At 63.3% G+C, this 13715-nt stretch carries 10 protein-coding genes; 6 read left to right on the plus strand and 4 right to left on the minus strand.

Translation table 11 applies throughout. The features are described from left to right. Positions 1-18 precede the first annotated feature (18 nt). The 5 genes from dgt to G4923_RS19850 all read left to right on the plus strand — a co-directional run bounded on the left by dgt (position 19) and on the right by G4923_RS19850 (position 9499). Positions 19-1389 (plus strand): dGTPase, encoded by a 1371-nt coding sequence (dgt, locus tag G4923_RS19830; RefSeq protein ID WP_163138085.1) that lies wholly within the window; start codon positions 19-21, stop codon positions 1387-1389. Positions 1390-1680: 291 nt separating this feature from the next. Further along, the gene (locus tag G4923_RS19835; protein WP_139745667.1) at positions 1681-1884 is read left to right on the plus strand and encodes a hypothetical protein; all 204 of its coding nucleotides are present in this window, start codon (positions 1681-1683) and stop codon (positions 1882-1884) included. Positions 1885-2027: 143 nt separating this feature from the next. Further along, positions 2028-6281: a transporter substrate-binding domain-containing protein gene (locus G4923_RS19840; protein WP_163138086.1), complete on the plus strand. Its 4254-nt coding sequence runs from the start codon at positions 2028-2030 to the stop codon at positions 6279-6281. Continuing rightward, positions 6274-7485, plus strand: a complete 1212-nt coding sequence (locus tag G4923_RS19845) for an EAL domain-containing response regulator (protein ID WP_163138087.1) — start codon at positions 6274-6276, stop codon at positions 7483-7485. The genes G4923_RS19840 and G4923_RS19845 overlap by 8 nt, the downstream gene beginning before the upstream one ends. Positions 7486-7522: 37 nt before the next feature. Next, entirely contained in the window at positions 7523-9499 is a 1977-nt protein-coding gene (locus G4923_RS19850) for a HAMP domain-containing methyl-accepting chemotaxis protein (RefSeq protein ID WP_163138088.1), read from the plus strand. 126 nt (positions 9500-9625) lie between these two features. Here G4923_RS19850 and rfaH read toward each other — a convergent pair whose 3' ends face one another. From rfaH to metN, 4 genes are all read right to left on the minus strand, one after another. Next, entirely contained in the window at positions 9626-10126 is a 501-nt protein-coding gene (gene rfaH / locus G4923_RS19855; protein WP_106885915.1) for a transcription/translation regulatory transformer protein RfaH, read from the minus strand. Between the two features lie 98 nt (positions 10127-10224). Further along, the gene (metQ, locus tag G4923_RS19860; protein ID WP_106885916.1) at positions 10225-11025 is read right to left on the minus strand and encodes a methionine ABC transporter substrate-binding lipoprotein MetQ; all 801 of its coding nucleotides are present in this window, start codon (positions 11023-11025) and stop codon (positions 10225-10227) included. Between the two features lie 26 nt (positions 11026-11051). Further along, a complete protein-coding gene (locus G4923_RS19865; protein WP_005327310.1) occupies positions 11052-11705 on the minus strand; it encodes a methionine ABC transporter permease in 654 nt (217 codons plus the stop codon). After that, entirely contained in the window at positions 11686-12729 is a 1044-nt protein-coding gene (gene metN, locus G4923_RS19870) for a methionine ABC transporter ATP-binding protein MetN (RefSeq protein WP_111912285.1), read from the minus strand. Before metN ends, G4923_RS19865 begins: the two co-directional genes overlap by 20 nt. A 482-nt stretch (positions 12730-13211) precedes the next feature. Here metN and G4923_RS19875 point away from each other — a divergent pair, with 482 nt between their 5' ends. Further along, entirely contained in the window at positions 13212-13667 is a 456-nt protein-coding gene (locus tag G4923_RS19875) for a hypothetical protein (protein WP_111912287.1), read from the plus strand. Positions 13668-13715 lie beyond the last annotated feature (48 nt).

Below are 13715 nucleotides of genomic sequence, written 5' to 3' on the forward strand. Positions count from 1 at the left end.
CAGGCAAGGAGCCGCACCATGTATGACAGTCTGATTACCCCGGCGCGCATTCACCCCTGGGGCAGCGAGGCGCTGCTGGAGGCGACCGAGCAGGATCGCGCCCGCATAGTACAGGCGGCGCCGGTGCGCCGCCTGCAGCAGAAGACCCAGGTCTTCCCGCTGGATGTGAAGGCCTCGGTGCGCAGCCGTCTCACCCACTCGCTGGAGGTGCAGGAGACGGGTCGCCAGATCAGCAGGCGCATCCTGGCGGCCCTGCCGGCGGGCACCGTCTGCGAGGGGGCCTTCATCAACCTGGTGGAGATGGCCTGCCTGCTGCACGACGTCGGCAACCCGCCGTTCGGCCACTTCGGCGAGCAGGTGATGAGCCAGTGGCTGGCACAGTCGCTGGATGAGCTGTTCGCCAGCGCCCATGAACAACTGCCGAGCCCGCAGTGGGCCGAGTTGCGCCAGGACCTGCTGGTGTTTGACGGCAATGCCCAGAGCCTGCGGCTGGTGCACAGCCTGCACGAGATGAACCTCACCCTGGGCCAGCTGGCGGCCCTGTGCAAATACCCGCAGCAGCCCCTGCTGCACAGTCCCCAGGGCTATGGCCAACACCATGGCTGGACCAGCAAGCGCGGCATCTTCTTCAGCGAGCAACCGCTCTACCGCGCCCTCGGCCAGAGTCTGGGGCTGGCGCCGGGATGCCGGCATCCGCTGGTCTACATCATGGAGGCGGCGGACGACATCTCCTACTGCATCGCCGATCTGGAGGACGCGGTGGACAGGCGCATCCTCACCCAGGGGGAGCTGCTGGTGGCGCTGCGCAGTGCCGATGAGGGGGACTACATGGCCACCCTGCTCGAGGAGGCGCTCGCCTCCGGCCGGGGCTTCTTCCCCCATTTTCGCCAGCATCTGACCCGGGATCTGGTGGCGCTGGCGGCCCACACCTATGTGAGCGATCACGAGGCCATACTGAGCGGGGCCTACCCCAGGGCGCTGCTGCACGGTCAGGCCCCGGCGGCGCAGGTGCTCGACACCCTCAAGCAGGTGGCCCGCGAGCAGGTATTCATGCGCCCCGAGGTCGAGGCATTGGAGCTGGAAGGCTATGCCGCCCTGCGCGGTGTGCTCTCCACCTACGCCTGCCTGCTGGCGCTGCCGGCCGCCCAATTCGAGCGGCTGCTGGCCGGCAACGGCGGGAGCGAGCTCTTCTTCGCCCGGCGGCTGTTCCACCGGTTGTCGGCCCGCCACCTCAAGGCCTACCGGCTGGCGGTGGCTAGCCGGGATCCGCGCTTTGACTATGGCGCCGAGCAGGAGTGGTACTACAGGGTGCGGCTGCTGCTCGACTACGTCAGCGGCATGACGGATACCTATGCGCTTGAGGAGTTCAGGCTGTTGTCCGGGATTTGACCGGGGCCGGTTCTGGCCGCATTTCACCCATATGGGTGGGGGAGATATTGCGTAAAATTCGGTGTTTTTTTAGACTGTGGCAACTTGTTCAACTTTCACACGGTAAGGAGACGATCATGCAACATTCCATGTTCAACGTTGCGTTCGATCGCTGCAATGGCAGCGCGAAGACTCGTGCTCTTTATTTACCGCGTGGAGGGAACAGGTAACACCTGCTTTTTCATCACCCGCGGTTGTCCCGCAGGGTGATGCCTCTCTCCGGGAGAACCGCACGTTCAACTGGAGAATATTATGTCTATCGAACTCGCCCTGCTGCGCCGCGTCGAAACCCTGGTTCAAAAACGGATCACCCGGCTGGAACGTCGCGTCAGCTATCTGCATCTCTCTCCCGCCCTGCTCAAAGACATAGGGCTGGAAGGGCACAATGTGCAGGTCGCCCACATCCGTGAGCGGGAGTTTCAAACCGGTTTCCGACTCGGGAATCGAATAACCTGAGGCGAGGGGCTCCGGCCCCCGACTCCTGGATGGCAGGCCTCGGCCTGCCATTTTTCTTTCCTGATGAGCATTATCTCAATTTTGTTGTCGCACATTTAGCCAGACACATTATGATCCCCCTCCTATCCATACGGGAGTTAACTATGCTTTGCCGCTGCTATCGCCTCATCCTGTTGTGCTGGCTGGCCTGCTGTAGCCAGGGGGCGACGGCGGTCGAGACGCTGCTGGACAGGAGCGCCTTCGCGCCCTCCGGGCAGCAATGGCTCTTCACCCACGATGAGCTGGTGGTCGGCATGCCGGCGACGGCCTGGCCCCCCTATATCTATACCGATGGCCGGGGTAACTTCACCGGCCCCCTGGATGCCTTTGCCTCGCAGATTGCGGGCAGCCTGGGTCTCGAGCTGCGTTATCGCACCTATGCCAACAATACGGCGGTCCAGCAGGCGTTGCTGGACGGCAAGATTGACATGGTGATCGGCGTGGCCCCCAGCCCGATCCGCAAGCTGCAGATGCTGTTTACCTCAGAGCTGATGGCGCTGCCCCGCGCCGTTCTGTTGACCGGAGGGCGAGAGAGCCTCTCCCTGGAGGAGGCCTACGGGGTGCGTTGGGTCTGCGTTTTCGGTGTCAGCGCCTGCGATGAGCTGCTGCGCCTTGGCATCTCGAACCTGGTGACTGTGGACAGCCGGGATGAGGCGATCTTCATGCTCAAGGAGGGGAAGGCGGACGCCTATCTGGCCGAGCTGCCCATGTTGAGCCGCCTGCAGGCCATGGCGGGCATGGCGGTTACCACTGTGGACTGGATGAAGGATACCTCCCTCGCCATGGCGGTGGCGCCGGGCAACGAGCCCCTGCAGGAGCTGCTCGAGCGGGCGCTGGATGACATCTCGCCCGGCGAGCGTCGCCGCATCCTGGAGGCGGGGGGCATAGTTGACTATGAGCTGGTGAAGGGCAGCAAGGAGGTCGTCTTCAGCGCGCCGGAGCAGGCGTGGCTGCAGCAGCACCCTGTGCTCAAGTATGGGGTCGCGCCGGACTGGCCCGGGATGAGCGAGATAGACGACAAGGGCCGGCTCAAGGGGCTGGTTGCCGATCTGCTGGCGATGTTGAACCAGCGTGCCGGCCTGCAGTTCACCCTGGTGCAGACCAGGAACTGGGCCCAGACACTCGAGCTGTTCCAGGCTCGCAAGCTGGATGTCATCCCGGCCATGACCCCGACCATGGAGCGCCAGCAGTTTGCCCGCTTTACGCCCAATTACGTCTCTTTGAATCGGGTGATAGTGGGCAGGCATGGCATGGCGGAGCTGGCCAGTCCCAGGGAGTTGAAAGGGTACAGGGTGGGCATGGTGGGGGGCTCGGTGGAGAAATCCCTGCTGAGCGAGGTGGGGGCCGAGCCCGTGACGGTCGCAAGCGATCCCGAGCTGCTGCCGCTTTTGGATCAGCAGAAGGTGGACTATTTGCTGATGAGCATGACCACCCTGGAGCAGTCGTTGCAGCGGGGCTTCAGCGATCGCTATCAGGTGGTCTTCTCCGGCAGCGAGTTGCGGGTTCCCATCGCCATGGCGGCCCACCTGCATGATCCCATGTTGCAGCAGATCCTGACCAAGGTGCTGCTCTCAATCCCCCCGGAGGAGCTGGTCGCCCTGGAGAAGAAGTGGCTCTCCCTGACCATACATACGGGGTTGGATCCGCACAAGGTGTTGCTCTGGTCCTCCCTGGGCGGGGGGATTTTTCTGCTCTTCCTGCTGCTGTTCGTGGGCTGGAACCGGACTCTGCGCCGCCAGATCAGTCAGCGGCGGGAGGCGGAGCGCCGGCTCGAAGAGCAGCTGGTGTTCGTCCAGATGATGCTGGACGCCCTGCCCAACCAGGTGGTGCTGACCAATGAGCGCCATGAAATTGCGATGACCAACCTGGCATATCGACAGATGTTCCTGGGGGGCGAGAACCTGAACGGCTCCTATGAGAGCTTGCTCAAGGACAGGCTGCCTGAGGCCATCCGGGCCAGGGTGATCGAGGAGGATGCCAGGGTCTGGGAGAGCGGCGAGGAGTTCCACGGCCGCGGCGAGATCCAGCTCGCCGACGGAGTCGAGCATCAGATGATTTACACCAAGCGGCTGTTCGTCGGTCCCGACGGCAAGCGGCTCGGGATCCTGACCGTACTGACGGACGTCACCGAGCTGAGGCAGGCGCGTTCCGCGGCGCAGGAGGCGCAGACCCGGCTGACCCAGATCACCGACAGCATGCCGGGGCTGGTCTATCAGTATCACTGGCTGGGGCCGGGCAACGGCAGCTTCCTCTATACCTCCCAGGGGCTCAAGGAGATGCTGGGATCCGAGGAGACCGACGACAGCCTTCTGGGGCTGACGGGGCAAGCCCTGCATGACTTCGTGACCACGGTGGAGCGCCATGCCCTGACCATGCAGCCGCTGGATCTCGAGGTGGAGATCAAGCGCCAGGGACAAGCGGGCTACCTGCAGATCCGGGGCCACTTCGTGCGACAGGAGGGGCTGGAGGGGGTCATCCTGAACGGGGTGGTGCAGGACATCACCAAGCTCAAGCGCCAGGAGCTGGAGCTGCGTGAGGCCAGACGGGTGGCGGAAGACGCGACCCAGGTGCGCAGCCGGTTCCTCGCCACCATGAGCCACGAGTTGCGCACCCCCATCTCCGGCATGCACGGCATGCTGGAGCTGCTGCAGATGAGCTCCCTCGATGACGACCAGCGTTACATGCTGCGCAACATCTCGACCTCCACCAATCACCTGCTCTATCTGGTGAACGACATCCTGGACTTCTCCAAGATGGAGGCAGGGCAGCTGCAACTCAATCCCCATCCCTGCCGGTTGACCTCTGTCATCTGCGACGTCATCCGGGGTCATGCCACCCTGGCCTATGGCAAGGGGCTCAACGTGACGCTGGCGTGGGGGCCTGAGGTGCCGGATCACGCCAGCATGGACGCGGTGCGGGTGGGTCAGGTGATCTCCAATCTGCTGAACAATGCGGTGAAGTTCACTGAGGCGGGGGAAATTGCCATCCAGGTGGGCTATCAGGACCATCGGCTGACATTGAAGGTGCGGGATACGGGGATCGGCATAGCCCGGGAGAAGCAGGTCAATCTGTTCACCCCCTTCAAGCAGGTGGAGTCCGACATCACCCGGCGTTTCGGCGGCACCGGGCTCGGGCTCGCCATCTGCCATCAGCTGGCCCTGAAGATGGGGGGTAGTCTGGTGCTGGAGAGCGAGGGGGGGGTAGGCACCACAGTGACCTTCGCGATCCCCCTGGCCGAGTGCCGGTGGGATGCCCCGCCGCTGGCAGGTCAGCGTTGGTGGTGGTTCGGTGAGGACGAGGTACTGCAAGCCGTGATGGAGCAACTCGGCGCCACACTCCACCCCCTGACCGCAGAGCAGTGGCGTCATCCCCTTGAGGGCTACCTGCTGGCGCAGGAGAGCCGCCTGGAGCAAGCCCTTGGCAGTGGCTGGTTGCAGCATTTGCAGCAATCTTCCCTCAAGGGCATAGTACTCTCCCCCCATGAGGCATTGCGTGGCCGCATGGGCAGTGACGCCTGGTGGCGGATAGGCCAGTCTCCCATCTACCCGGACCTGCTGCTGGAGACCTGTCGCCAGCTGTCGAGCGAGCGGCCGAGCCAGCCGATGCAGATGCAGGGAGAGCGGCTCAGGGGCAGGGTGCTGGTGGCGGACGATCATCCCGTCAACCGTGCGCTGCTGACCCGCCAGCTCGCCATCCTCGGCATAGACCCCGAGGTGGTGGATGATGGGGAGAAGGCGCTGCGCGCCTGGCAGGGGCAGGAGTTCGCCCTGCTGCTCACCGACTGCCACATGCCGGTGATGGATGGCTATACCCTGGCGCGCACCCTGCGGGCGGCCGGTGACGAGGCGCCCATCATAGGTGTCACCGCCGATACCTCGGAGGAGGCCAGCCAGCAGATGCTGGAGGCCGGCATGAACGACATGCTGTTCAAGCCCTACAGCCTGGAAACCCTGCGCCAGACCCTGGCTCGCTGGCTGCCGGCGGTCAGCCCGCAACAAGAGACAATGGCTCCCCGGCAAGCAGAGGTTCAGGCACCGGGAATAAGCTGGTTGACCCTGTTTGGTGACGAGGCGGTGGCGCGCAGCATGGGGAGGGAGTATCTGGAGGCCAACCGGCAGGATGGCGATGACATGATGCTGGCGCTGGCCAGACAGGATACCCAGGCGCTGGTGGAGACGGCGCATCGCATCAAGGGGGCCGCCCGCATGGTCGGGCAGCAGGCCCTGGCGAGCGAGGCCGCCCAGCTGGAGGCGGCGGCCAGGTTGAAGCAACTGGACAGACTCGACGAGCTGGGCCAGACGGTACAGGCATTGATGGACTCTATCAGAGGTGAAATGGAGTTATGGCTCGATGAATAGTGCACGGCATGAGTTGATGATCATGGTGGTGGAGGATCACAACTTCCAGCGCAAGGCCCTGATGCACCAGATACGCGGGCTTGGCTACGGCAACCTGCTGGAAGCCCAGGACGGAGAGGAGGCGCTGACCCAGTGTCAGCACCATCAGGTCGATATCCTGTTCTGCGATCTGCGGATGCCGGGCATGGATGGCATGGCCCTGCTGCGCCGCCTCTCCCTGGGTGGCTTTCGCGGCGGCATAGTGCTGTGCAGCGCACTGGAAGACGATGTGGTCGACGCCGTGCTGCGCATGAGCCGCGCCTACGGCCTGCAGGTGCTGGGGCGCATCGACAAACCCGCCAGTCATCAGCAGATAGCCCAGTTGATCGGCGCCTGGCAGCCCCAGCAGGCGCGCAGCCAGGAGGAGGACGGCCACAGCCTGAGTCTGGATGAGCTGTGCCGGGCCCTGGAGCAGGACCAGCTGCTGCCCTGGTATCAACCCAAGGTGAGTTTTGAAAACGGTCAGTGGGTCGGCATGGAGGCGCTCGCCCGCTGGCAGCACCCCGAGTATGGGCTCATCTCGCCGGCCCGCTTCATCCCGCTGGCGGAGCACAACGGGCTCATGGATCCGCTGACCGAAGTGATCATCGGCAAGTCATTGCGCGACGGCCACCTGTGGGAGAAGACAGGGCTCTCCCTCAACCTGTCGATGAACCTCTCCACCACCTCGCTTATCGAGGGGGATCTGTGCAATACCCTGCTCAATCACTGCCAGCGCTGGAGCATCAACCCCGAGCTCATCACCCTGGAGGTGACAGAGAGCGCCTTCGTCAAGGATCTCGGCAAGTCGCTGGAGGTGCTGACCCGCTTGCGGATGCACGGCTTCGGCCTCTCCATCGACGACTTCGGGACCGGCTACTCCTCCATGCAGCAGCTCGCCCTGCTGCCGTTCACCGAGCTGAAGCTGGACAGATCCTTCGTCGATCGCTGCTATGAAGATCCCTCCCGCCTCGCCATCATCGAATCCAGTATCGAACTGGCGCGCAAGTTGGGGTTAAAATCGGTGGCAGAGGGGGTCGAGGACGAGGCCACCTGGCTGCTGCTGGCCAGGCTGGGGTGCGATCAATGCCAGGGGTTCTTCTCCGCACGCCCCATGCCACGCGAGGAGTTGCTCGTCTGGCATGACACCTGGCGCGAACGATTGCCCGCATTGATCGGGCGCTAATCAAGGGCAGGATGCCCGCTGCGACACAAGGATGGTCATGAAAATATCAAGCAAGCTGTTGTTGAGTTTCTGTTTTATCAACCTGCTCATCATTCTCTCCTCCGCCCTTGTCTACCATCAGCTCGGCCGGATTGAAGCCTCCCAGGAGGCCTTGCTGGGCCGGGCCCTGCCCGCCCTGCAACGGGACGAGGCGAGCCAGAAGGCCCTGATCGCCACCGTCTCCTCCCTGCGGGCCTACCTCATTCTCGGCAAGGATCCCGCGCAAGGTGCACGCATCAAGCAGGAGTGGGAGCAGGCCTGGCATGCCATAGAGCAGCAGGGATTCACGCCCGCCCTGAGCCGCTCCCTCAAGAGCTTCAAGGGGGCGCAGGAGAAGGTGTGGGCCCTGGCCCATACCGAAGATAACCTGCCGGCCCACACCCTGATGCTGCTGGAAGCCGGTCCCCTGGCGGAGGCGGCCCTCGATCAGCTGCAATCCATTGCCAACGAAGAGGTGGCGACGCCCCAGGAGGCGCAGCCCGGCGATCGCCGCCTGCTGCTCAAGCAGGTGGGGGATGCTTACAACGGGCTGGCCAATGCCCTCTCCGCCCTGCGGGACTTCCTCATCTCGGGGGACAAGGAGTATCGCGACAAGTACCAGGACTACTACCAGTTCCATCTGCAGCGGGTGGCCGAGCTGAAACAGCAGCAGGCCAACTTCACCGAGGCGCAGAAGGGGTTGTGGACGCTCTTTGAGGAGATGTCTGCCCCCTTTGCCGAGCTGGTGGGGCAGGTGATCGCCAGGCGGCAGGCGCCGGACTGGGATCAGGCCAACCACCTGATGGCCACCGACATAGAACCTGCGTTGACCCAACTGGCCAGTCAGCTGGCGAGCCAGGTGACCCAGACCCGGGGAGAAGTGGACAAGATAGCGGGCAAGCTGGCCGGGGCCAGTCAGGCCATCCACCGTACCCTGCTGCTGGCGACCACCAGCGTCATCTTGCTCGGCACCCTGGTGGCCCTGCTGTTCAGCCGCCGTCTGACCCGTGACATCGCCAGCCTGGTGAACCGGGCCGGGCAGGTTGCCGATGGCCGCTTGCCGAGGGAGCCCCTGCCGGTGCTGCGCCAGGACGAGCTGGGCGGATTGACCGGCTCCATCAACCGGATGTCGAGCCAGCTGCGCCAGCTGGTGGGGGAGATCCAGGGTGCGGTGGCGCAGGTGGAAGGGGCCGGCCGCGAGGTGGGTCAGACCACCAACGCCATAGTGGACGATCTGGCGAGTCAGAATCAGCGGCTGGATACGGTCGCGGCCGCCATAGAGCAGATGTCCGCCAGCACCCGGGACGTGGCGGGCAACATCGCCGATGCGGCCGGCGCGGCGCGTCAGACCGAGCAGCAGGCCAGGCAGGGGGAGCAGGCCCTCGCCCGCATGAGCGCCACCATGGCGCAGATTGCCGCCATGATCACCCAAGCCAATCAGGCGATGACGCTGCTTCGCAGCCAGAGCGAGCAGGTGGGCCGCGTCACCGAGGTGATCGCCACCATAGCCGAGCAGACCAACCTGCTGGCGCTCAATGCCGCCATTGAGGCGGCGCGCGCCGGGGAGCAGGGGCGGGGGTTCGCCGTGGTGGCGGACGAGGTGCGCCAGCTGGCCAGCCGTACCAGCCAGTCGACGGCGGAGATCAACCAGACTATTGCCAGCATACAGCAGCAGACCCGGCAGACGGCCGATACCGTGGGCAGCGGCACCCTGTTGGTGGAGCAGGGCAGGGGCGCCGTGGCCTCGGCCACCGAGACCCTGGCGGCCATGTCGGCGCTGGTGCAGGATCTCTGCGGCCAGCTCGCCGCCATCGCCACCGCGACCGAGCAGCAGTCCAGAGTGGCCCAGGAGGTGGCGGGCACTGTGGAGGAGATCGCCGGGCTCAGCCATCAGTCCAGCGAACACAGTCAGCAGGGGGAGCTGATTGCCGCCAGACTGACCCGGGAGACGGGCCAGCTGACCGCGGCCATCAGTCGCTTCGAGCTGGATGCCTGAGCAAGGCAGGGATGACAGAAAAGCGGGGCAGGCCTATGGGCCTGCCCCGCTTTTTTTTTCAGTCCAGACGTCGGTTTCCTGATTCAGCAGACTGACCAGCAGGATGGCCCGCCTCTCGCTGCCGACTCAGTCCAGACGCCGGAAGGCCTGGTTGTCGAAGCTGCTGCTGGTTTCCTGATTGAGCAGGCTGACCAGCAGGATGGCCCGCTTCTCCCCATCCGGCTCCAGGTAGATGGCCTCGAACCCGGCCAGGGGGCCTGATTCGATCAATACCTTGTCCCCTTGCGTCGGCAGGCAGGCATAGCTGGCGCGCGCTTCGTCGCTGTCGTCCCGGCTCATCAGCCGGTAGATCAGCTGGCTGCTGACGGGGCTCCACTCCTTGCCGAAGTGGATGATGCGGCTGATGCCGCGGGTGGACTTCAGGGTGACCGGGGTGACCACTTCCAGATCCACGTAGATGAACAGGTAGTTGGGAAACATGGGTTCACGCTGCGGGACCCGTTTGCCACGCCGCAGTTTCTCCACTTCCACCATGGGGTAATAGGATTCGACGCCTTGAGCCGCCAGATGGGCGCGGGCGCGGGCCTCTTCCTTGGGCTTGCAGTAGGCCAGATACCATTTCTTCATTGTTGTTCTGTTTTTTCGTGTTGCCGTGCTTCTGGCTATGATAACGGGGGCAAAAAAAAAGGCCACGCTTGGCGTGGCCTTTTTTACAGAGTGAGTGATTACCAACCTTTCACCAGGCCGCCCTTGAACAGCTCGGTTCCCTTCTTGTAGACCTCGTCGGTCTGGAAGGCCTGGACGAACTCCTTGACCTTCTCGTCGTCCTTGTTGTTCTCGCGGGCAACGATCAGGTTGACGTAGGGGGACTCCTTGTCTTCGACGAAGAGGCCGTTTTCGGTCGGGGTCAGACCAATCTGACCGGCGAAGGTGTTGTTGATGATGGAGAGATCAACATCTTCCAGGGAGCGGGGCAGCTGAGCGGCTTCCAGTTCGACGATCTTGAAGTTGCGCGGGTTGCTGGCGATGTCCAGCACGGTCGCTTCCAGACCGGCGCCTTCCTTCAGCTTCAGCAGGCCCTGCTTCTCCAGCAGGATCAGGGAGCGACCCAGGTTGGTCGGATCGTTCGGCACCGCGATCTGGGCACCGTCTTTCAGCTCGGACAGGGCCTTGATCTTCTTGGAGTAACCGGCGATCGGGTAAACGAAGGTGTTGCCAACCGGCACCAGCTTGAAGCCGCGATCACGGATCTGGGCATCCAGGTAGGGCTTGTGCTGGAAGGCGTTGACGTCGACGCTGCCGTCGTTCAGGGCCACGTTGGGAGTGACGTAGTCGGAGAAGGTGACGACCTCGACGGTCAGGCCGTATTTCTCCTTGGCCACCTTGGCCGCAGTCTCGATCAGTTCGGTCTCGGGGCCGGCGATGGCGCCGACTTTCAGGGTCTTGCTCTCTTCCTTCTGACCGCAGCCGACCAGTACCAGAGTTGCCAGCAGCGCAGCTGCGGCGGATTTAATGCCCAATTTCATAAAAACCTCCTGTCAGAAATCGACGATTAACGATGATCACATTGTTTGACCAGGCGCTCACCCGCGCTCTGGATGAGTTGAACCAGTACCACCAGAATGACCACGGTGACCAGCATGACGGTAGGGTCGAAGCGCTGGTAGCCGTAGCGAATACCCACATCACCGAGACCACCACCACCGATGGCACCGGCCATGGCGGAGTAGTTCACCAGCGTGACCAGGGTGATGATGATGCTGTTGAGGATCCCGGGCAGGGCCTCAGGCAGCAGCACCTTGGCAATGATTTGCAAGGGTTTGGCACCCATGGCCTTGGCGGCTTCGAGCAGGCCGTCCGGCACTTCCATCAGGGCACCTTCCACCAGACGGGCGATGAAGGGGATGCAACCGACGGTCAGCGGCACTATGGCGGCTATGGTGCCTATGCTGGTGCCGACGATCAGCCGGGTCAGCGGAATGATGGCAACCAGCAGTATGATGAAGGGCACGGAGCGGCCGACGTTGACCACGATGCCGAGGATCTTGTTCAGCAGTGGGTTGGCCAGGATCTGGCCGGCCTTGGTCACGTGCAGTGCCACGCCCAGCGGCAGGCCGAGCAGGCAGCCGAACAGGGCGGAGGCAAACACCATGATCAGGGTGTCGCCGAGGGCTGTGATGAGCAGATTAATCATGGCTTCGGACATAGCCCATTACCTCCAGCTGAATGTGGTTGTCGATGAAGAACTGCTGGGTGGCCTCGCACTGGGCCTCATCCCCGAACAGTTCCGCCAGCAGGAAGCCGAACTTGACGCCACCGGCGTATTCGATGTCTGCGCTCAGTATGCTGATGTCGATGTTGAAACGGCGGCTCACCTCGGAGATGAGCGGCGAATCGACGGTGGCGCCGGTGAAACCGAGCTTCACCAGGGGATAGCTGTTGGCCACCCGCTCGCGGCTCATCCTGTCCTGATACTCCTGGGGCACTTCCAGGTGGATGGTGGAGTGGATGAAGTCACGGGCCAGCTGGGTCTTGGCGTTGCTGAAGAACCAGGCCACTTCCCCCTGCTCGATCAGGCGACCGTCGCTGATGATGGCCACTTCGTCACAGATCCCCTTCACCACGTCCATCTCGTGGGTGATGAGCAAGATGGTGAGCCCCAGCTTGACGTTGATCTCCTTGAGCAGGCTCAGGATGGATCGGGTGGTCTGGGGGTCGAGGGCCGAGGTGGCCTCGTCACACAGCAATACCTTGGGGGCCGGTGCCAGGGCGCGGGCGATGGCGACGCGCTGCTTCTGGCCGCCGGAGAGCTCGGACGGATAGGCGTGGGCACGGGCTTCCAGCCCGACCAGGGCCAGCAGCTCGTCGACCCGGGCCTGGATCTGCGCCTTGCTCCAGCCCGCCAGCTCCAGCGGGAAGGCGATGTTGGCGAACACGGTGCGGGAGGCCAGCAGGTTGAAGTGCTGGAAGATCATGCCGATCTGGCGGCGAGCCTGGGTCAGATCCCGCTCGCTCAGGGCCACCAGATCCTGACCATCGACGATGACCTGCCCCTGGGTGGGGCGCTCCAGCAGGTTGACGCAACGAATCAGGGTGCTCTTGCCGGCCCCGGAGGCGCCGATCACCCCGAAAATCTTGCCTTGTGGCACATGCAGGCTCACGTCACGCAGGGCGTGCACGGCGTCACTGCCTTTACCGTAGACTTTGTTGAGACCGATCAACTTAATCATGGATTCTTCCGTGCTAACAGCCTTAAAGCACAGGGCGCTACAGGCGGGTGAATTGGGCAGAGGTTTCACTGGGTTGCTCTGCCATCATGGAGGATGATGCTAAGATGTCCGGATGGCTGTGTCAACGCATGTTTCTACGTCTAGACGTCTAAAAAATGGATAAGGATTCCCGCTCGCTGACTAAGGGAAGAGGGGTAAACCGGCGGCTTCAATATTAGATTCTGATTTGAATTCATCCGTCCGAATATAACCTGGATAATCCTCCTTAACTCGATGATTCCCCCGTTTTGTCACGACCTCTCCCTGGGCGCTGGCGGCCAGTTGCCAGCATGACAGGGAGGAATCTCTTCGCCCCTTTCTCTTCGTTTTCTCCTTTTTCTTTCCCATCCCTTTGATGTAGAACAAAAATTGACCGCTTTTATCCGGGGAGGGGGCGGCGTTTTTTTATACTGGCAGGAGGTGGACGGCAGGAGGAAGCCAAGATGCGATTTCAACAGATCAAGGACCTGATGCTTTACCTCGAACAACTGCATCAGCAGCAGGGGCGCAGTTACGGGCGCCTGATCCCCCAGGTAGATGGGGAGCGCAGCCGGATGTTGCTGGCCTATCTGCAAGGGCGGGAGGACGCGGCGGCGGCTCACCTGCACGACTATCGGGAGCAGATGGGGAGCGGGGTCAAGGAGACCTGGCTGGATCAGGGATTTGGCGTGGATCTGCTGGCCGATTGCCAGCGTCTGGCGTTGCCCGCCGCTGCCCAGCCTGACGAGATAGTGACCCTGGTGTCACGGCAGGAGGAGAAACTCGTTGGCGAGCTGGGGCGCCTGGCCCGGGAGTGCCCCACGCCGGACACGGCCGCGCTGCTAGCCTCACTGGCGTCCATGGCGCAATCCCGGTTGACTCGGCTGGTGCACGGGGCCCATCGGCTCGACGACCTCTAGGGCGCCATGGCAGAGGCCCGGTTCGGGCCTCTTGCTCTTTGCTGGGGT

Source organism: Aeromonas rivipollensis, from assembly GCF_010974825.1.
Lineage (GTDB): Bacteria > Pseudomonadota > Gammaproteobacteria > Enterobacterales > Aeromonadaceae > Aeromonas > Aeromonas rivipollensis.

Excerpts from the sequence above, each read along its gene's own strand:
- G4923_RS19840 (WP_163138086.1), top strand. The coding sequence starts at position 2,028 with ATGCTTTGCCGCTGCTATCGCCTCATCCTGTTGTGCTGGCTGGCCTGC.
- G4923_RS19835 (WP_139745667.1), top strand. The coding sequence starts at position 1,681 with ATGTCTATCGAACTCGCCCTGCTGCGCCGCGTCGAAACCCTGGTTCAA.
- rfaH (WP_106885915.1), bottom strand. The coding sequence starts at position 10,126 with ATGAAGAAATGGTATCTGGCCTACTGCAAGCCCAAGGAAGAGGCCCGC.
- G4923_RS19845 (WP_163138087.1), top strand. The coding sequence starts at position 6,274 with ATGAATAGTGCACGGCATGAGTTGATGATCATGGTGGTGGAGGATCAC.
- G4923_RS19875 (WP_111912287.1), top strand. The coding sequence starts at position 13,212 with ATGCGATTTCAACAGATCAAGGACCTGATGCTTTACCTCGAACAACTG.
- G4923_RS19850 (WP_163138088.1), top strand. The coding sequence starts at position 7,523 with ATGAAAATATCAAGCAAGCTGTTGTTGAGTTTCTGTTTTATCAACCTG.
- dgt (WP_163138085.1), top strand. The coding sequence starts at position 19 with ATGTATGACAGTCTGATTACCCCGGCGCGCATTCACCCCTGGGGCAGC.
- metN (WP_111912285.1), bottom strand. The coding sequence starts at position 12,729 with ATGATTAAGTTGATCGGTCTCAACAAAGTCTACGGTAAAGGCAGTGAC.
- metQ (WP_106885916.1), bottom strand. The coding sequence starts at position 11,025 with ATGAAATTGGGCATTAAATCCGCCGCAGCTGCGCTGCTGGCAACTCTG.
- G4923_RS19865 (WP_005327310.1), bottom strand. The coding sequence starts at position 11,705 with ATGTCCGAAGCCATGATTAATCTGCTCATCACAGCCCTCGGCGACACC.